This window comes from Streptomyces sp. NPDC032472, assembly GCF_040636955.1.
GTDB lineage: Bacteria > Actinomycetota > Actinomycetes > Streptomycetales > Streptomycetaceae > Streptomyces.
Window position 1 is genome coordinate 174,042 of sequence record NZ_JBEZVK010000001.1, and the last position, 17,760, is coordinate 191,801.

At 72.1% G+C, this 17,760-nt stretch carries 16 protein-coding genes; 11 read left to right on the forward strand and 5 right to left on the reverse strand.

The features are described 5' to 3' along the window. Positions 1 to 2: 2 nt before the first annotated feature. Positions 3 to 539, forward strand: coding sequence for a GNAT family N-acetyltransferase (locus tag AB0F11_RS00730; protein WP_362166665.1), 537 nt, complete (start codon positions 3 to 5; stop codon positions 537 to 539). 8 nt (positions 540 to 547) lie between these two features. On the opposite strand, the gene AB0F11_RS00735 is transcribed toward AB0F11_RS00730, so the two are convergent. Continuing rightward, a complete protein-coding gene (locus AB0F11_RS00735) occupies positions 548 to 2,578 on the reverse strand; it encodes a phosphocholine-specific phospholipase C (protein WP_362166667.1) in 2,031 nt (676 codons plus the stop codon). A gap of 119 nt (positions 2,579 to 2,697) precedes the next feature. Then, a complete protein-coding gene (locus AB0F11_RS00740; RefSeq protein WP_362166669.1) occupies positions 2,698 to 3,711 on the reverse strand; it encodes an NADP-dependent oxidoreductase in 1,014 nt (337 codons plus the stop codon). Between the two features lie 101 nt (positions 3,712 to 3,812). Between AB0F11_RS00740 and AB0F11_RS00745 the strand changes: the two genes are divergently transcribed. From AB0F11_RS00745 to AB0F11_RS00760, 4 genes are all read left to right on the forward strand, one after another. After that, a complete protein-coding gene (locus AB0F11_RS00745) occupies positions 3,813 to 4,703 on the forward strand; it encodes a LysR family transcriptional regulator (RefSeq protein ID WP_362166671.1) in 891 nt (296 codons plus the stop codon). Positions 4,704 to 4,919: 216 nt separating this feature from the next. Further along, positions 4,920 to 5,093, forward strand: a complete 174-nt coding sequence (locus AB0F11_RS00750) for a hypothetical protein (RefSeq protein ID WP_362166809.1) — start codon at positions 4,920 to 4,922, stop codon at positions 5,091 to 5,093. Positions 5,094 to 5,205: 112 nt separating this feature from the next. Further along, positions 5,206 to 6,246, forward strand: coding sequence for a 3-isopropylmalate dehydrogenase (locus tag AB0F11_RS00755; RefSeq protein ID WP_362166672.1), 1,041 nt, complete (start codon positions 5,206 to 5,208; stop codon positions 6,244 to 6,246). A gap of 232 nt (positions 6,247 to 6,478) precedes the next feature. Next, positions 6,479 to 7,564, forward strand: coding sequence for a branched-chain amino acid aminotransferase (locus tag AB0F11_RS00760; protein WP_361913855.1), 1,086 nt, complete (start codon positions 6,479 to 6,481; stop codon positions 7,562 to 7,564). Positions 7,565 to 7,639: 75 nt separating this feature from the next. Here the strand turns inward: AB0F11_RS00760 and AB0F11_RS00765 are convergent, their stop codons facing one another. Beyond that, on the reverse strand, positions 7,640 to 7,792 hold the full coding sequence (locus AB0F11_RS00765) for a hypothetical protein (protein ID WP_362166674.1): 153 nt from the start codon (positions 7,790 to 7,792) through the stop codon (positions 7,640 to 7,642). A gap of 29 nt (positions 7,793 to 7,821) precedes the next feature. Continuing rightward, positions 7,822 to 9,252 (reverse strand): cytosine permease, encoded by a 1,431-nt coding sequence (locus AB0F11_RS00770; protein WP_362166677.1) that lies wholly within the window; start codon positions 9,250 to 9,252, stop codon positions 7,822 to 7,824. A gap of 159 nt (positions 9,253 to 9,411) precedes the next feature. Here AB0F11_RS00770 and ureA point away from each other — a divergent pair, with 159 nt between their 5' ends. From ureA to AB0F11_RS00800, 6 genes are all read left to right on the forward strand, one after another. Beyond that, positions 9,412 to 10,158, forward strand: coding sequence for an urease subunit gamma (gene ureA, locus AB0F11_RS00775; RefSeq protein WP_362166679.1), 747 nt, complete (start codon positions 9,412 to 9,414; stop codon positions 10,156 to 10,158). After that, entirely contained in the window at positions 10,155 to 11,888 is a 1,734-nt protein-coding gene (locus AB0F11_RS00780; protein WP_362166682.1) for an urease subunit alpha, read from the forward strand. The genes ureA and AB0F11_RS00780 overlap by 4 nt, the downstream gene beginning before the upstream one ends. A gap of 45 nt (positions 11,889 to 11,933) precedes the next feature. Next, on the forward strand, positions 11,934 to 12,980 hold the full coding sequence (locus AB0F11_RS00785) for an agmatine deiminase family protein (RefSeq protein WP_362166684.1): 1,047 nt from the start codon (positions 11,934 to 11,936) through the stop codon (positions 12,978 to 12,980). A gap of 28 nt (positions 12,981 to 13,008) precedes the next feature. Beyond that, complete coding sequence (locus AB0F11_RS00790) at positions 13,009 to 13,617, forward strand: TetR/AcrR family transcriptional regulator (protein ID WP_362166686.1); 609 nt, start codon at positions 13,009 to 13,011, stop codon at positions 13,615 to 13,617. 282 nt (positions 13,618 to 13,899) lie between these two features. Continuing rightward, positions 13,900 to 15,522 (forward strand): citramalate synthase, encoded by a 1,623-nt coding sequence (gene cimA / locus AB0F11_RS00795; protein ID WP_362166688.1) that lies wholly within the window; start codon positions 13,900 to 13,902, stop codon positions 15,520 to 15,522. Between the two features lie 80 nt (positions 15,523 to 15,602). Further along, positions 15,603 to 16,928, forward strand: a complete 1,326-nt coding sequence (locus AB0F11_RS00800; protein WP_362166690.1) for a hypothetical protein — start codon at positions 15,603 to 15,605, stop codon at positions 16,926 to 16,928. Between the two features lie 38 nt (positions 16,929 to 16,966). Here the strand turns inward: AB0F11_RS00800 and AB0F11_RS00805 are convergent, their stop codons facing one another. Further along, complete coding sequence (locus tag AB0F11_RS00805; RefSeq protein ID WP_362166692.1) at positions 16,967 to 17,572, reverse strand: YceI family protein; 606 nt, start codon at positions 17,570 to 17,572, stop codon at positions 16,967 to 16,969. Positions 17,573 to 17,760 lie beyond the last annotated feature (188 nt).

Consider the following 17,760-nt stretch of genomic DNA (forward strand, 5'->3'; position numbering starts at 1 on the left):
GGATGGGAATGGTGGTGCGGCATACCAGTGGGCTCGGCGGGGGTGAGCTCGGGGAGGTGCGGCGGCTGCTCGTCGGGGCCTTCGACGGGGACTTCGGCGCGGAGGACTTCGAGCACGCCCTCGGCGGGATGCACGTCCTCGTGCGGGACGGGTCCGGTCTCGTCGCGCACGGCAGCGTGGTGCAGCGGCGCGTCGTGCACCGCGGCCGGGCGCTGCGCACCGGGTACGTGGAGGCCGTCGCCGTCCGCGCGGACCGGCGCGGCCGCGGACTGGCCGGGCAGGTGATGGCCGCCCTGGAGGAGGTGGTCTCCGGGGCGTACGTGCTCGGCGCGCTCTCCGCCTCCGAGGCGGGGGCGGGCCTGTACGCCGCCCGCGGCTGGACCCTGTGGGCCGGGCGGATCGGGGCGCTCTCGCCGGTCGGGCCGGTGGCGCTGCCCGAGGAGGAGGGCTCCGCCTACGTGTGGGCGCCGCCCGGCGGGACCCTGCCGGACCCCGCCGAGGGGCTGTGGTTCGACTGGCGCGACGGGGACGTGCTCTAACTCCGGCGCTAGCTGCCGCTGGTGCTGGGGGCGCCCGTTTCGATGTGGCCCGTGTAGCGGCGTGACCAGGTGCCGTCGATGTCGGCCAGGACCGTGAAGTCGTACCAGCCCTTGGTGTAGGCGACGGCGTTGAAGTAGTCCTCGCGCGAGGAGTTCGCCGGGACGGTGTACGTCCACGGCCCGTCCGTGCGGTAGGCGTGGGAGCGGATGGTGAAGGTGACCGCGGAGGCCGAGCTGTTGGTCATCTTGAACCAGATGGCCATCTTGCCGGTGCCCGCCTCGACGGCGTAGCGGGCCGCGACCTCGATCGCCTTGCCCGCCTTCGTGGCGTCGCCGATGAAGCGCCGCAGGAACCGGTTCGGGCCGTACATGGAGATGTCGTACTTCCCGGAGCCGCTGCCGAGGCCGATGCTGAACCAGTCGCTCGCCGTGGAGCCCGGGTCGACCGTGTACTGCCAGGCCGCCGTGTCCCGGTACTGGTGGGGATGGATCGAGAAGTGCGCTGCCTGCTTGGCCTCCGGACCCTGGTTGGTCATCGAGAACCAGGCCAGGATCTTCCCGGCCGCGCCGAACTCGAACCGGTCGAGGTTGCCGTTCACCTGGTACGGCAGGGCCCGCGCGGGCCGCGTCCCGGGCTCCTGCGCCGGCAGCGCGTTGTCCTGCGGCACCGGGTTGGGCAGCGGGCCGCAGGTGGCCTGCCCGATGACCTTCGCGGTCGACGGGAGCCCGGCCGGGACCCCGTACACCGGGCGCGTGAAGTCGAAGACGCCCGTCAGGTCGCCGACGACCTTGCGGCGCCAGGCGCTGATGTTCGGGCACAGGGCGGGCGTGCCCAGGGCCTTGGTCCAGGTCTCCATGAAGCGGAGCACCGAGGTGTGGTCGAAGACCTCCGAGCTGACCCAGCCGCCGCGCGTCCACGGGGACATGACGAGCATCGGCACCCGGAAGCCCAGCCCGATCGGCACGCCGTCGATGTACTCGCCCGGGGTGCCCGGCGGGGCGACCGGCGGCGGCACGTGGTCGAAGAAGCCGTCGTTCTCGTCGTAGTTGAGGAACAGGACGGTGGAGTCGAAGACCTCGGGGTTCGCGGCCAGCGCCCGGTAGACCAGGTCCACGAAGTGCGCGCCGTCGCCGGGCGGGGCGTACGGGTGCTCGGAGAAGGCCTGGTTGGCCACCACCCAGGAGACCTGCGGCAGGGTGCCGGCGACGGCGTCGGCGCGGATGGCGGCGGCGATGTCGTCCGGGGTGGATCCGGTGACCTTGGGCACCGAGGCCATGCCCCGGTCCCACAGCGGGTTGCCGGGGGCGGCGTCGGTGAACTTCCTGAAGTAGGCCAGACCGTTGTCCCCGTAGTTGTCCTGGGCGTTCTGGTAGACCTTCCAGGTCATCCCGGCGCGCTGGAGGGCCTCGGCGTAGGTCTCCCAGGTCAGCCCGGACTCGTCGCCGCCGTCCTTGCTGGAGGCGTCGACCGCGCCGCTCCACAGGAAGGTCCGGTTGGGGCCGGTCGCGCTCAGGGTGGAGCAGAAGTAGGCGTCGCAGATGGTGTAGTTGTCGGCGAGGCCGTAGTGGAAGGGGATGTCCCCTCGGTCCAGGTAGCCGAGGGTGCGGGTGTTGCCGACGCCGAGGACCCAGTTGTCCATCCGGCCGCTGTTCCAGGCGGCGTGCTGCGAGGACCAGCTGTGCGGCAGGTCCCCGTTGCACTGGGCGAGGGTCTCGCCGTCCACCCCGCCCGCCGGCGGGGTCGCGCTGAGCTTCCACGGGTACTGGCGGCCGCCCCAGTTGGGCTGGTTGAAGGTGCCCCAGCCGCCCGGGATGTTGCCGGCGGCCCGGTCGCCGAAGCCGCGGACGCCCTTCAGCCTGCCGAAGTAGTGGTCGAAGCTGCGGTTCTCCTGCATCAGGATCACCACGTGCTTCACATCGGTGATGGTGCCGGTCGCGGCGGCCGCGGCCGCCGTGGTCGCCGTGGCCGCGGGCAGGGCCGCCCCGGCAACCAGCCCGGCGCCGATTCCCACGAAGCCTCTGCGGCTGATCGGTGTCACTGGCTTCCCGCCTCCAACTCAAGTGCCCCGCTGGCACATTGACGGACACAGTGACGGGCGCCGGGCCAAAGGTCTACATCCGTGCGGCAAGAAGTCCGTGAACATCAGGGTGGCCGGAATCAGCCGTCGAGACGGACCAGCATCTTGCCCAGATTGTCCCCCCGCAGCATCCCCAGGAAGGCGTCCACGGTGTGCTCGATGCCCTGGACAACGGTGGTGTCGGTGCCCACGCGCCCGCTGCGCAGGTGCGGCACCAGGAAGTCCTCCAGCTCGTCCTGGAGATTGGTGTGGTGGCGAACCAATACCCCTTCCAGCCGCAGCGACTTGTGCACGACCTCGAAGAGGTTGCGCGGGGCGGCCGGCGAGCGGTCCCCGTTGTACATCGAGATCCCGCCGACCCAGGCGATCCGGCCGAACTCCCGCAGCCCCTCGATCGCGCCCTCCAGGTGGTCCCCGCCCACGTTGTCCACGTAGACGTCGATCCCGTCGGGCGCCGCCTTCGCGAGCTGCTCGGCGACCGGCGCGTCGTGGTAGTCGAAGGCCGCGTCGAAGCCCAGCACCTGCGTCAGGTGGCGGACCTTCGCCGCCGAGCCCGCGCTGCCCACGATCCGGCGGGCGCCCAGCAGCCGGGCGATGTGGCCCGTGGCCGTGCCGACCCCGCCCGCCGCGGCGGAGACGAACAGGTCCTCGCCCTCGCGCAGCCGCGCGGTCCGGGTGAGGGCGGCGTACGCGGTCAGGCCGGTGCCGCCGAGGATGCTCAGGTACGCCTCCAGCGGGACGCCCTCGTGGCCGCGGAGCTTGCGCGTGCCGTCGACGCCGAGCGTGACCAGCGCGTGCGTGCGCCAGCCCTCGCGGTGGAAGACGAGGTCCCCCTCCTGCAGACCCGGGTCGCGGGAGGCGATCACCCGGCCCACGGCCCGGCCCTCCATCGGGGCGTGGAGCGCGAAGCCGCCCTCGCCGCCGTCCATCAGCCCGCGGTGGTACGGGTCCACGGAGAGCAGCAGGTTCTGCACCAGGGCGGTGCCCGGGGCGGGGGAGGGGACGGGGGTGCGGACGAGGGCGAAGCCGGCAGGGTCGGGGAAGCCGGTGGGGCGGGCGGTCAGGTGGACGGCGACAGCGGTGTTCTCGGTCATGATCGAGACGTTAGGAAGGAATCCGCGGGCCGGGCAGAGGGTTTGGCTCATGGAAGCCGAACACCCATGAACGCCGCTCATAGACCGAGGTGAACACCCCGATGGCAGGTGCAGGACCGACCGAACTCGCCCCCCAGGAACTGCGGGTGCTGGTCGCCGTCGCCGAGGCCGGCGGCTTCTCCGCCGCGGCGGCCCGCCTCGGCGTGACCCAGTCCGCCGTCTCGCACTCGGTGCGCGGCAGCGAGGCCAAGCTCGGCGCGGTCCTCTTCGAGCGCGGCCGCTCCGGCGCCGCGCCAACCGCGGCGGGGGAGCGGGCCGTCGCCCTCGGCCGCCGCATCCTCAGGCTGTACGAGGTCCTCGGCACCGAGGCGCGCAGCGCCGGCCGGGACACCCCGGAGGGTGTGCTGCGCATCGCGGCGTTCCGCAGCGCGGCCCTGCACCTGCTGCCGCCCGCCCTGGAGCGGCTCACCGCACGGCACCCCGGCATCCGCCCGGAGGTGCGTGTGGTGCGCGAACTCGGCGCCGGCACGGCCGGGGAGGTGGCCGCCGGCCGGGCCGACCTCGGCATCGCCACCCTGAGCGCGGACGGCGCCGGCCTGCCGCCGGGAGTGCTGACCGGTGTCCTGGCGCGGGAGTCGTACGCCCTGGTCCACCCGGCCGGGCACCCGGACCCGAAGTCGCTGCCCCTGCTGGACTGGGACGAGAACTGCGGCTCGTACACCCGCGCGTGGTGGCGGGCCCAGGACTGGATCCCGTGCGCCACCGTCAAGGCGGAGGACGACGGGATGGTGCTGACGATGGTCGGGCGGGGGCTGGGCATGGCGATCATGCCGGAGCTGTCGCTGCGCGAGGCCGGCGACGCCGTCGGCATCACCGATTTGGGCCCTGCGAGGCCGGTGAGACAGGTGGGATACGTGACCACACCGGAATCCGCGGCCACGCTCGCCGTACGGGCTCTGATCAGGGAACTCCGCTCCGAGCGGGACCGGTAGCGGACCTCCGACGGAGGTCGTCCGGAGGGCTGCGCGTCTCAGATAGTAGGAAGTCCGAGTAATTGCGGAGACATACAGCGGGACCTGCCCTAGCTTTGTAGGAGCCGAACGTCTCGCTGATCCGGCGAATGGCGGCCGATGACGCGCGCCCCGGCAGGCAACCCCTGCGGCGCAGCGCTCCCGCCCCTTCCGGCGCCTTGAAGGAACCCCTCATCCGTGGCTGCGCCACGCCGTGATCTCAAGGAGTCGATCACCATGACCAAGACCTCCCCCGCCGCACCGCGCCGCGTCCGCCGCTCCTCCACCGGCGAGGCCGACCGCAGGAACGCCGCCGCCGCCCTGCAGCGCGCCCTCGACCGCCGTGACAACGGCGGCTCGACCGGCCACTGAGCCGCCGCCAAACCCTCCTCCCACCCCTCTCACGCCGGTCCCGCCCGCAGCCATTGGTCCACATGGTGGACGTCATATGTCTACGGGCTGGGACACGGAGTACGGTTCCGACATGTCGACCAGCATCAATCTCGCAGTGATCCCCGGTGATGGCATCGGCCAGGAAGTCGTGGCTCAGGGCCTCAAGGTCCTTACCGCGGTCCTGCCCCAGGATGTGAAGCTGGAGACCAAGGAGTACGACCTGGGCGCCCAGCGCTGGCACCGCACCGGCGAGACCCTCCCGGACGCCGAGCTCGAGGCCCTCAAGCAGCACGACGCGATCCTGCTCGGCGCCATCGGCGACCCCTCCGTCCCGTCCGGCGTGCTGGAGCGCGGCCTGCTGCTGAAGCTCCGCTTCGCCTTCGACCACTTCATCAACCTGCGCCCCTCGAAGCTCTTCCCGAACACGGCCACCCCGCTCGCCGGCCGCCCGGAGATCGACTTCGTGGTGGTCCGCGAGGGCACCGAGGGCCCGTACACCGGCAACGGCGGCTCCCTGCGCACCGGCACCCCGGCCGAGGTGGCCACCGAGGTCAGCATCAACACCGCGTACGGCGTCGAGCGCGTCGTGCGGGACGCGTACGAGCGCGCCAACGCCCGCCCGCGCAAGAAGCTGACGCTGGTCCACAAGAACAACGTCCTCGTGTACGCGGGCCACATGTGGAAGAACATCTTCGACAAGGTCGGCCGGGAGTACCCCGAGGTCACCACCGACTACCTGCACGTCGACGCCGCGACGATCTTCTTCGTCACCCAGCCCGAGCGCTTCGACGTCATCGTCACCGACAACCTCTTCGGCGACATCCTCACCGACCTCGCCGCCGCCGTGACCGGCGGGATCGGCCTGGCCGCGTCGGGGAACATCAACCCGACCGGCGCCTTCCCGTCCATGTTCGAGCCCGTCCACGGCTCGGCCCCGGACATCGCGGGCACCGGCAAGGCCGACCCGACCGCCACGATCCTGTCCGTCGCCCTCCTCCTGCGCCACCTCGGCTTCGAGGCGCAGGCCGTCCGCATCGAGGACGCCGTCTCGGCCGACCTCGCGGAGCGCGACGGCACCTTCCGCACCACCGACCAGATCGGCGACGCGCTCGCCGCACGAGTAGCCGGCTGACCCGGCAGCTCCACCCCAGGAAGCCGCCGGGTCGCGCGACCATCGCACCCGGCGGCTTTTCCTGTGCGGCCCCGGGTGCCACCATCTCCCCTGGGCCGCATACTCCCCGCTTCACCGAAGCGATCGCGCGGGCGATAATCGAACGCGAGGCCGCGGAATGCGGGGAAGCTCGGACGTCCTAGTACGCCGTGAGCGCGGTCCGCCATACACAACCGGTGAAGGACAAGCACTCATGACGACGCCCACGATCGAGCTCAAGCCATCCTCGAACCCGCTGTCCGATGCGGAGCGCGAGGCGATCCTGGCCAGCCCCGGCTTCGGCCGCCACTTCACCGACCACATGGTGACGATCAAGTGGACCGAGGGACGCGGCTGGCACGACGCCGAGCTGGTCCCGTACGCGCCGCTGTCGATCGACCCGGCGAACATGACCCTGCACTACGCGCAGACGATCTTCGAGGGGCTCAAGGCCTACCGCCAGCCCGACGGCACCGTCGCCACCTTCCGCCCGCAGGCCAACGCCGAGCGCTTCCAGGCCTCCGCCCGCCGCATGGCGATGCCGGAGCTGCCGACCGAGCTGTTCATCGAGGCCTGCGACGCGCTCATCAAGCAGGACAGCGCCTGGGTGCCCTCGTCCGGCGAGGCCTCGCTGTACCTGCGGCCCTTCATGTTCGCCTCCGAGGTCGGCCTCGGCGTCCGCCCGGCCAACGAGTTCCTCTTCATGGTCATCGCCTCGCCGGCCGGCGCGTACTTCCCCGGAGGCGTCAAGCCGGTCTCCGTCTGGCTCTCGGAGGAGTACGTGCGCGCCGTCAAGGGCGGCACGGGCGCGGCCAAGACCGGCGGCAACTACGCGGCCTCCCTCGTCGCGCAGGCGCAGGCGGCCGAGCACGGCTGCGACCAGGTGGTCTGGCTGGACGCCGTCGAGCACCGCTGGATCGAGGAGATGGGCGGCATGAACCTGTACTTCGTGTACGGCGACCGCATCGTCACCCCGGAGCTGACCGGCTCGCTGCTGCCCGGCATCACCCGCGACTCGCTCCTCACCATCGCCCGGGACCTCGGCTACACCGCCGAGGAGGGACGTATCTCCACCGAGGACTGGAAGCGCGACAACGAGAACGGCACCCTGACCGAGGTGTTCGCCTGCGGCACCGCCGCCGTCATCACCCCGGTCGGCTCGGTGAAGTCCGAGCGCGCCAACTGGACCCAGGGCGACGGCGAGCCCGGCGAGGTCACCATGAAGCTGCGCAAGGCGCTGCTGGACCTCCAGACCGGCCACCGCGCCGACACCCACGGCTGGATGCACCCGCTCGGCTAGCGCACACCCCCCGGGACACCCGAAGGCCCCCGCGCTGCGGGGGCCTTCGGCCGTTGCGGGGACGGGGGAGCGTGGTCAGCGCTCCTCGTCCGCCTCGCCGTCCTGCTTCCTGCGCTCCTTGACCGGGCCCTCCGGGCCGGCCACGGCCAGCAGGCCGTCGCCCACCATGTAGGCCAGGCTCGCGATCCCCCTGACGATCGACACCGCCACATGTGCGACTTCTTCCACGACGCCTCCCCGTGTCGCTCGCGGGCGGCCTACTGTTCGACCGCCACCGCTATCCGTTCCGCCGGCTCGGCGGCCGGTGCCGCCTGCGGCCGGACCGTCAGCACCGCGTACACGGCACCGCCGACCAGCCCCGACAGGATGAAGCTGCAGTCCACCCCGCCGGTGAGGGCCAGCAGCGGGCCCTCGTACAGCGGGGTCGACACCGCGGCGAGGCCGACCGCCGCACCCGCCGCCCAGGAGGCGGTGGCGCGCAGGTTCCACCCGCCGCTGTACCAGTAGACGCCGCCGCGGGCCCGACGGTTGAAGACCTGGAGGGAATCGGCGTCGTACTCGCCGCGGCAGCGCACGTAGCCGATCAGGGTGATCACGGCCCAGGGGGTGCCGATCGCGGTCAGCAGCAGCACGAAGGAGGTCATCGCGGACTGCACGTCCCACTCGAAGGAGCCGAAGAAGACGAAGGCGGTGGCGACGACCGCGGCGATGACGGTGGCCTTCGTACGGGTGGCCTTCGGCACGATGGCGTCCAGGTCGAGGCCCATGGAGTAGAGCATCAGGCCGGCGTTGCCCACCGAGCCGGCTGCTGCGGCGAGCAGCAGCGGGACGAGGTACCAGAAGGGCGAGGCCTCCACGAGCGGCCCGGCGTAGTCGGCGCCGGCCCGCGAGGCGAGGGCCGTGTAGGTGCCGAAGAGCTGTGGGACCAGCAGGCCGGCCAGCAGGCCCAGACAGGTGGCCCAGTAGACCTTCCGGGGGCTGTGCGCACGCGGGGAGACGTAGCGCGTGTAGTCGCCGAGCAGGGTGATGAAGGCGACGGGCCCGCTGAGCCCGGCGGCGACGGCGGCGAGTATCCAGGTCGGCCAGAAGGAGCCGAGCAGGTACGAGGTGTCCGGCGGGGCGGCGGTGGTGAAGCCGGGGGCGTAGGCGTAGATGCCGATCGCCAGCAGGACGACCATGCCGATGGAGAGCGCCTTGCTCATGCGCAGCAGCAGCCGGTAGCCGAAAACGGCCCCGACCACGGTGAACGCGGCCAGTAGTCCGTACATCGCGGCGTGGGTGAGGCCGGTGTCCGGCAGCCCGACGAGCCGGGCGAGGGTGCCGACCATCACGTCGCCGCCGATCCACAGCGTGAGCGCGGTGTAGCCGAGGGCGAGCAGCAGGCCCACCACCGAGCCCACGAGCCGGCCGCGGACGCCGAACTGGGCGCCGCTGGAGGTCGAGAGGTTGGTGGCGGTGCGCAGGGAGACCAGCGCCAGCGGCGCGGTGAAGGCGATGCCGGCGAGGGTGCCGGCCACGACGGCGGTGATCGAGGGCCACAGGCCGAGGCCGAAGGACGGGGGCAGCCAGCCGAACACGATCACGCCGAGACAGAGGTTGGAGCCGAGCAGGATCGAGAGCAGGTCCTTGGGGCTGCTCGTCCGCTCCTCCTCCGGGATCGTGTCGACTCCGCGCTGTTCGATGGGCATGGGGGGGCTCCCTTGGCAGAGCGGGGGATGTGGTTCCGTTTTTGTTTGAGCGACACTCAATGTGACCTAAGCCCTGGTGCGAGGTCAATGCTTCATTGCAGAGAAATGAAGAGTTAGAGTGATGCTCTAACCCATCGACTCAAAAGGTGGTGGATCGGCGTGCGGCTGACCCCTACGGAGCGCGACCGGCTGCTGCTGCGCAGCGCCGCGGAACTGGCCCGGGCCCGGCGGGCCCGGGGGCTGCGGCTCAACGTCCCCGAGGCCACGGCGCTGATCGCGGACACGGTCTGCGAGGCCGCGCGCGACGGCAAGCGCCTGGCGGAGGCGATCGAGGAGGCCCGCAGCGTGCTGGGCCCCGACGACGTCCTGCCCGGCGTGGCCGACGTGGTCACCGAGGTGCACGTGGAGGCCGTCTTCGACGACGGCTCCCGCCTCGCGGTGGTCTCGGCCCCGATCCGCGGCGCCGCCTCGCTCGGCGAGGACGCCCCCGGAGCGGTCGTGCCCGGCCCCGGCGCCCCCCAGCCGGAGCCGGTGGTGACCCTGCAGGTGCGCAACACGGCCGGCGTGCCGGTGAGCGTCACCTCCCACTTCCACTTCTTCGAGGCCAACCCCCGCCTCGACTTCGACCGCGCCGCGGCCTACGGCATGCGCCTGTGCGTCCCCGCCGGCTCCTCCGTGCGCTTCGACCCGCACGGCGAGGGCGAGGTCGGCCTCGTCCCCATCGGCGGCGACCGCATCGCCATCGGCTTCGCCGGGCTGGTCGACGGCCCGCTCGACGCCCCCGGGGCCAAGGAGGAGGCCCTGCGCCGCGCCGCGGCCTGCGGCTACCTCGGCACCGGCGACAGCGCCGCGGACAGCACCTCTGACAGCAGCGCCCCCGACGGCACGGAAGGAGACCGCGCGTGAGCCGGCAGACCAAGCACAGCGACCACTGCGCGCCGGGCAGCCGGCACATCGACCCGCACGAGTACGCCGCCGTCTTCGGCCCCCGCGCCGGCGACCGCGTCCGGCTCGGCGACTCGGGGCTCACCGTCCGCGTCGAGCACGACGCCCAGAAGCCCGGCGACGAGTTCCTGGCCGGCTTCGGCAAGACCGCCCGCGACGGGCTGCACCTGAAGGCCGCCGCGGTCCGCGAGACCTGCGACGTCGTGATCAGCAACGTCCTGGTCATCGACGCCGTCCTCGGCATCGGGAAGGTGTCGATCGGCATCCGCGAGGGCCGCATCCACGCGATCGGCCGGGCCGGCAACCCCGACACCCTCGACGGGGTCGACGTCGTCGTCGGCACCGGAACGTCCATCGTCTCCGGCGAGGGCCTCATCGCCACCGCCGGCGCCGTCGACACCCACGTCCACCTGCTCTCCCCGCGGATCATGGAGGCCTCCCTCGCCGCCGGTGTCACCACCGTCATCGGCCAGGAGTTCGGCCCCGTCTGGGGCGTCGGCGTCAACTCCCCGTGGGCCCTGAAGCACGCCTTCAACGCCTTCGACGCCTGGCCCGTCAACATCGGCTTCCTCGCCCGCGGCTCCTCCTCCGAGGCGGCCCCGCTGGTGGAGGCGCTGGCCGAGGGCGGTGCCTCCGGTTTCAAGGTCCACGAGGACATGGGCGCCCACACCCGGGCGCTGGACACCGCACTGCGGGTGGCCGAGGAGCACGACGTGCAGGTGGCCCTGCACTCGGACGGCCTGAACGAGTGCCTGTCGGTCGAGGACACCCTGCGGGTGCTGGAGGGCCGGACCATCCACGCCTTCCACATCGAGGGCTGCGGCGGCGGACACGTACCCAACGTGCTGAAGATGGCGGGCGTGCCGAACGTGATCGGCTCCTCCACCAATCCCACCCTGCCCTTCGGCCGGGACGCGGTCGCCGAGCACTACGGCATGATCGTCTCCGTCCACGACCTCAAGCCGGACCTGCCGGGCGATGCGGCCATGGCCCGGGACCGGATCCGGGCGGGCACGATGGGCGCCGAGGACGTCCTGCACGACCTGGGCGCGATCGGCATCACCTCCTCCGACGCCCAGGGCATGGGCCGGGCCGGCGAGACCATCCGGCGCACCTTCGCGATGGCCGCCAAGATGAAGGGCGAGCTCGGCCCGCTGGACGGCGACGGCGAGGGCGACGACAACGCCCGCGTGCTGCGCTACATGGCCAAGCTGACCATCAACCCGGCCATCGCCCACGGCCTGGCCCACGAGATCGGCTCCATCGAGGTCGGCAAGCTCGCCGACATCGTGCTGTGGCGCCCGCAGTTCTTCGGCGCCAAGCCCCAGCTCGTGCTCAAGTCCGGCTTCCCCGCCTACGGAGTCACCGGCGACCCCAACGCCGCCACCGACACCTGCGAACCGCTGGTCCTGGGCCCGCAGTTCGGCTCGTACGGGGCCACCGCCGCCGACATCTCCGTCGCCTTCGTCTCCGCCGCCGCAGCGGCCCTGGGCGGCGACGCGATGCCGACCCGGCGCCGCCGCGTCGCCGTCCGCGGCACCCGCGGCATCGGCCCCGCGGACCTGCTCCTCAACTCCCGGGTGGGCGCGGTCGATGTGGACGCGCGCAGCGGCCTCGTCACCCTCGACGGGGACCCGCTGCGCTCCGAAGCGGCCGAATCGGTCTCCCTCAACCGCCTGTACTTCCTGTAAGCCGGCACCGCCCCCCCAGCCGGCCCAGCCCTTAAGGACCCTTCCATGACCAAGCCCGTTGCCGACGGATTCCGGATGCCCGCCGAGTGGACGCCCCACGAGCGGACCTGGATGGCCTGGCCCAGCCCCAACCCGACCTTCACCAACGACCAGGAGCTCGCCGAGGCCCGCGAGGCCTGGGGCGCCGTCGCCCGCGCCGTGCGCATGTACGAGCCCCTGACCCTCGTCGTCTCCCCGGGCGACGCCGAGGGCGCCCGCGCCATCGCCGGGGCCGGCGAGGGCCACGAGCTCACGGTCGTGGAGCGCGAGCTCGACGACGCCTGGATGCGCGACATCGGCCCGACCTTCGTCACCGACGGCCGGGGCGGCCTGGCCGCGGTCGACTGGACCTTCAACGGCTGGGGCGCCCAGGAGTGGGCCCGCTGGGACCACGACTCCAAGATCGCCCGGCACGTCTCGGACCTGGCCGGCACCCGTACGTACAGCACCTCCCTGGTCAACGAGGGCGGTGCCATCCACGTCGACGGCGAGGGCACCGTGCTCCTCACCGATACCGTGCAGCTCGGCCAGGGCCGCAACCCCGGCTGGACCCGCGAGCAGGTCGAGGCCGAGATCCACGCCCACCTCGGCACCACCAAGGCGATCTGGCTCCCGTACGGCCTGGCCGGCGACTACGGCACCTACGGGACCCAGGGCCACGTCGACATCGTGGCCGCCTTCGCCCGGCCCGGCGTGGTCATGGTCCACACCCAGCCGGACCCGGCCCACCCGGACCACGAGCGGTGCAAGACCATCGCCGCCATCCTGCGCGCCTCCACCGACGCGCAGGGCCGCCGGCTGGAGGTCGTGGAGATCCCCGCGCCGACCGTGCTGGAGGAGGACGGCGAGTGGGTCGACTACTCGTACATCAACCACTACCTCTGCAACGGCGGCGTGGTGCTGTGCGCCTTCGACGACCCGCGCGACGAGGAGGCCGCGGAGATCTTCCGCGGACTGTTCCCCGAGCGGACCGTGACCCTCGTTGACGCACGTACGATTTTCGCCGGGGGTGGCGGTATCCACTGCATCACCCAGCAGCAGCCGAAGGTGTGAGCCGAGGCCGATCGACGAGGAGTGGACCATGGCGGCCGGTGGAGTACGCGCGGCACGGAAGAACGCGCCGCCGCGCGAGGAGGTCCTCGCCGCCGCCATGGCCACGATCGCCGAGCGCGGCCTGGACGGGCTGACCATGGCCGGCCTCGGCCGCCAGGTCGGCATGAGCAGCGGCCACCTCCTCTACTACTTCGGCAGCAAGGACGAGCTCCTGCTGCAGACGCTGGAGTGGAGCGAGGCGGCCCTGGGCGCCGAGCGGCGGTCCCTGCTCGGCCGCCGCGGCACGGCCCGCGAGCGACTGCAGGCGTACGTGGACCTCTACGTCCCCGACGAGGCCCGGGACCCGCACTGGACGCTGTGGCTGGAGGTCTGGAACCGCTCGCAGAACGCGGGCCCGGCCGAACGCGACCGGCAGGCCGCCATCGAGGGCGCCTGGCACCGCGATCTGGTGGCCCTGCTCGCCGAGGGCGTCTCGCGCGGCGAGTTCCGCCCCGTGGACCCCGACCGGTACGCGGCCCGGCTGCGGGCCCTGCTCGACGGGTTCAGCATCCAGGTCGCCGTCGGCCTGCCCGGGATCGGGCGAGGGGACATCCTGGCCCACGTCTCGGAATTCCTGGACCAGTCTCTCGTATCGTGAGACGGCCCGGCCCTGCGGTGGCACCCTGTGACACACTGCGGACGTGCTTGCTCAGCTCATGATTATCGGCAGCAGCGCGCCGGTCCGCAGTGACCGCTGAACCGTGGACAACCTTCGCGGAGGCGGCCACCGTGCCCCAGACCCGCGCGCAGACCTCTCGCACCCGCGAGGGGTCTTTTCGTTTACCGGCCTCCATTCCGGCCGGGACGGCACTGCGCGCGCATGATGGGGGCAGTGGATCCCGGGCATCCGGAACCACTCATCCGACAGGAGTCAGACAGCATGACGACGACCGAGGCGACAGCGCCCGCGCAGGGACCCGGCGACGGCTTCCACGTCTTCGACACCACCCTGCGCGACGGCGCCCAGCGTGAGGGCATCAACCTCACCGTCGCGGACAAGCTGACGATCGCCCGGCACCTGGACGAGTTCGGAGTGGGCTTCATCGAGGGCGGCTGGCCCGGCGCCAACCCCCGCGACACCGAGTTCTTCGCCCGGGCCCGCGCCGAGATCGACTTCAAGCACGCCCAGCTCGTCGCCTTCGGCGCGACCCGGCGCGCGGGCGGCTCGGCCGCCGAGGACCCGCAGGTGCGGGCCCTGCTGGAGTCCGGAGCCCCGGTGATCACCCTCGTCGCCAAGTCGCACGACCGCCACGTCGAGCTCGCCCTGCGCACCACCTTGGACGAGAACCTCGCCATGGTCAGCGACACCGTCTCCTACCTGGTCTCCCAAGGCCGCCGCGTCTTCGTCGACTGCGAGCACTTCTTCGACGGCTACCGGGCCAACGCCGAGTACGCCAAGTCCGTCGTGCGCACCGCCCACGAGGCCGGCGCCGACGTGGTCATCCTCTGCGACACCAACGGCGGCATGCTGCCCGCGCAGGTCGCCGCGGTCGTCTCCACCGTCCTCGCCGACACCGGGGCCCGCCTCGGCATCCACGCCCAGGACGACACCGGCTGCGCCGTCGCCAACACCCTGGCCGCCGTCGACGCCGGGGCCACCCACGTCCAGTGCACGGCCAACGGCTACGGCGAGCGGGTCGGCAACGCCAACCTCTTCCCCGTCGTCGCCGCACTGGAGATCAAGTACGGGCGCACGGTCCTCCCCGAGGGGGCGCTCGCCGAGATGACCCGCATCTCGCACGCCATCGCCGAGGTCGTGAACCTCACCCCGTCCACGCACCAGCCGTACGTCGGCGTCTCCGCCTTCGCGCACAAGGCGGGCCTGCACGCCTCCGCCATCAAGGTCGACCCGGACCTGTACCAGCACATCGACCCCGAGCGGGTCGGCAACACCATGCGGATGCTCGTCTCCGACATGGCCGGCCGGGCCTCCATCGAGCTCAAGGGCAAGGAGCTCGGCGTCGACCTCGGCGGAGACCGCGCACTGGTCGCCCGCGTGGTGGAGCGGGTCAAGGAGCGCGAGCTCTCCGGCTACACCTACGAGGCCGCGGACGCCTCCTTCGAGCTGCTGCTGCGCGCCGAGGTCGAGGGACGGGCCCGCAAGTACTTCCGCACGGAGTCCTGGCGCGCGATCGTCGAGGACCGCCCGGACGGCACCCACGCCAACGAGGCCACGGTGAAGCTGTGGGCCAAGGGCGAGCGGATCGTCGCCACGGCCGAGGGGAACGGCCCGGTCAACGCGCTGGACCGGGCGCTGCGGGTGGCCCTGGAGCGCTTCTACCCGCAGCTGGAGAAGTTCGAGCTGATCGACTACAAGGTCCGCATCCTGGAGGGCAAGCACGGCACCGAGTCCACGACCCGGGTCCTGATCTCCACCACGGACGGCACCCGGGAGTGGTCCACGGTGGGCGTCGCCCCGAACGTGATCGCGGCCTCCTGGCAGGCCCTCGAGGACGCCTTCACGTACGGCCTCCTGCACGCGGGTATCGAACCGGCCGAGTAGACCCCGCCCCAGCCCCCGCCACCGGGTGACCTTATGTCCGTCTCACACGGGAAAGAGGCGGTTCCGGTAGCGTCGGGAGTATGAGGACCAGGCTGATATCCGTACTGTCCGGTGTGCTGCTGGCGCTGTGCGCGGTCTTCGTCGCGGCAGCGCCGCAGGCCTCCGCGGCCACCGGCCCGGCCGCCGTGGCGGAGGCCCTGAAGCAGAGCCCCGTCTACGTCGACCCGCGCGCCTCCGCCCAGCTGCCGAAGGACCGCGCGGACGCGCTCGCAAAGAAGATCAAGGACGCCGGGAAGCCGGTCTTCGTCGCGGTGCTGCCGGCCACCGGGGAGTTCCCGGCCGACAGCGTGCTGCGCACGGTCAGGGCGGAGACGGGCATCACCGGGCTGTACGCGATCCGGCTCGGCGACGGCTTCAACGCCGGCGCGGACAAGGCCGTCATGCCGGTCAACGCCGTCCGCAACCTCACCGACGCGGTGAAGGCGGGCGGCCCGGTGGACGCCGCCACCCAGCTGGACAACTTCGTCGACCAGGCCCTCCTCCAGGTCAAGGGCCACGCCCCGGCCTCCTGGAGCGGCGGCTCCTCCGCCGGCACCGGGGGCGTCCCGGTCGGCGGGCTGGTGACCCTCGCCGCGCTCGTGGTCGTGGGCGGCGGCGGGGCCTACGCCCTGGCCCGGCGCAGCCGCAGGCGGCGGGAGGAAGAGGAGCGCGCGGCCCTGGAGAAGCTGCGCGTGGTCGTCGACGAGGACATCACCGCCTTCGGCGAGGAGCTCGACCGGCTGGACTTCCACCCCGGCGAGCGCGGCGCCGACGACGCCATGCGCGCCGACTACGGCCAGGCCCTCGACTCGTACGAGAAGGCCAAGGACATCATGGCCGCGGTGACCCGGCCGGAGGAGGTCCGCGGGGTCACGCAGGCCCTGGAGGACGGCCGCTTCGCCCTCGCCCGCCTCGATGCGCGGCGCCAGGGCAGGCAGCTGCCCGAGCGGCGCCCGCCCTGCTTCTTCGACCCGCGGCACGGGCCGAGCACCGAGGACGCCGACTGGGCCCCGGCCGGCGGGGCGGTGCGCACGGTCCCGGTCTGCGCGGCGGATGCGGTCCGGCTGCGCGAGGGCAGGGACCCGATGGTCCGCACGGTCGACACCGACTACGGGCCGCGCCCGTACTACGACGCCGGACCCGCGTACGGCCCCTGGGCCGGCGGGTACTTCGGCGGCGGCGTGCTGCCCGGCCTGCTGGTCGGCACCATGCTGGGCTCGATGATGGCCCCCGGTCCGGCCTACGCCTCCGACCTGGGCGGCGGTTTCGGCGGCGGGGACTTCTCCGGGGCCGACTTCGACGCCTCCGACTTCGGAGGCGGGGACTTCGGCGGCGGAGGCGGCTTCGACGGCGGGGGCGGCTTCTAGGCCGCCCCCGGGTCCGACGCCGTGGGTGGGGCGGGAGGTCAGCCCTGCTTGACGGCCGAGATGTCGAACGTCAGCTTCACCTTGTCGCTGACCATGACGCCGCCGGCCTCCAGCGCCGCGTTCCAGGTCAGGCCCCACTCGGAGCGCAGGATCTCGGCGGAGCCCTCGAACCCGACGCGCTCGCTGCCGTACACGTCCGTGGCGGAGCCGTTGAACTCCAGGTCGATGCTGAGCGGGCGGGTGACGTCCTTGATCGTCAGCTCGCCGGTGATGCGGTACGTGTTCCCGCCGACCCGGGCCGCCTCGGTGGAGCGGAAGCTCATCACCGGGAAGGACTCGGCCGCGAAGAAGTCGTCGCCGCGCAGGTGGGCGTCGCGGTCGGCGATGCCGGTGTCCACGGAGGCGATCTTCACGTCGATGGAGGCGGTGGAGCGGGAGGGGTCGCTGCCGTCCAGGTGGAGCGAGCCCACGTAGTCGCCGAAGCTGCCGCGGACGTTGGTCACCATCGCGTGGCGGACGGTGAAGCCGATGCTGCTGTGGGCGGCGTCGATGGCGTAGTCGCCGGTGAGCGCGGCCAGGGCCGGGTCCACGGCGGGGGCGGCGGCGGTGGTGCGGTCCTGGTTGCGGCGGGTGAACAGACCCATGGCTTCCTCCTCGGGAGTCAGGTGCTCGGCCTCACGCGAAGCCGAGTTCGTTGAACCTTCAACGACATTTACCGTAGAGCCAATCCGTTGAAATTTCAACAACAGGACGAGGTGTCGGCTCGTTTTGTGGGATAACCACAACGGAAGATGGTCTTGCCTGGTGGACTCCGCGCATGACTTCGCGGTTC

Excerpts from the sequence above, each read along its gene's own strand:
- AB0F11_RS00730 (WP_362166665.1), top strand. The coding sequence starts at position 3 with ATGGGAATGGTGGTGCGGCATACCAGTGGGCTCGGCGGGGGTGAGCTC.
- AB0F11_RS00740 (WP_362166669.1), bottom strand. The coding sequence starts at position 3,711 with ATGACCGAGAACACCGCTGTCGCCGTCCACCTGACCGCCCGCCCCACC.
- AB0F11_RS00745 (WP_362166671.1), top strand. The coding sequence starts at position 3,813 with ATGGCAGGTGCAGGACCGACCGAACTCGCCCCCCAGGAACTGCGGGTG.
- AB0F11_RS00755 (WP_362166672.1), top strand. The coding sequence starts at position 5,206 with ATGTCGACCAGCATCAATCTCGCAGTGATCCCCGGTGATGGCATCGGC.
- AB0F11_RS00760 (WP_361913855.1), top strand. The coding sequence starts at position 6,479 with ATGACGACGCCCACGATCGAGCTCAAGCCATCCTCGAACCCGCTGTCC.
- AB0F11_RS00770 (WP_362166677.1), bottom strand. The coding sequence starts at position 9,252 with ATGCCCATCGAACAGCGCGGAGTCGACACGATCCCGGAGGAGGAGCGG.
- AB0F11_RS00785 (WP_362166684.1), top strand. The coding sequence starts at position 11,934 with ATGACCAAGCCCGTTGCCGACGGATTCCGGATGCCCGCCGAGTGGACG.
- AB0F11_RS00790 (WP_362166686.1), top strand. The coding sequence starts at position 13,009 with ATGGCGGCCGGTGGAGTACGCGCGGCACGGAAGAACGCGCCGCCGCGC.
- cimA (WP_362166688.1), top strand. The coding sequence starts at position 13,900 with ATGACGACGACCGAGGCGACAGCGCCCGCGCAGGGACCCGGCGACGGC.
- AB0F11_RS00800 (WP_362166690.1), top strand. The coding sequence starts at position 15,603 with ATGAGGACCAGGCTGATATCCGTACTGTCCGGTGTGCTGCTGGCGCTG.
- AB0F11_RS00805 (WP_362166692.1), bottom strand. The coding sequence starts at position 17,572 with ATGGGTCTGTTCACCCGCCGCAACCAGGACCGCACCACCGCCGCCGCC.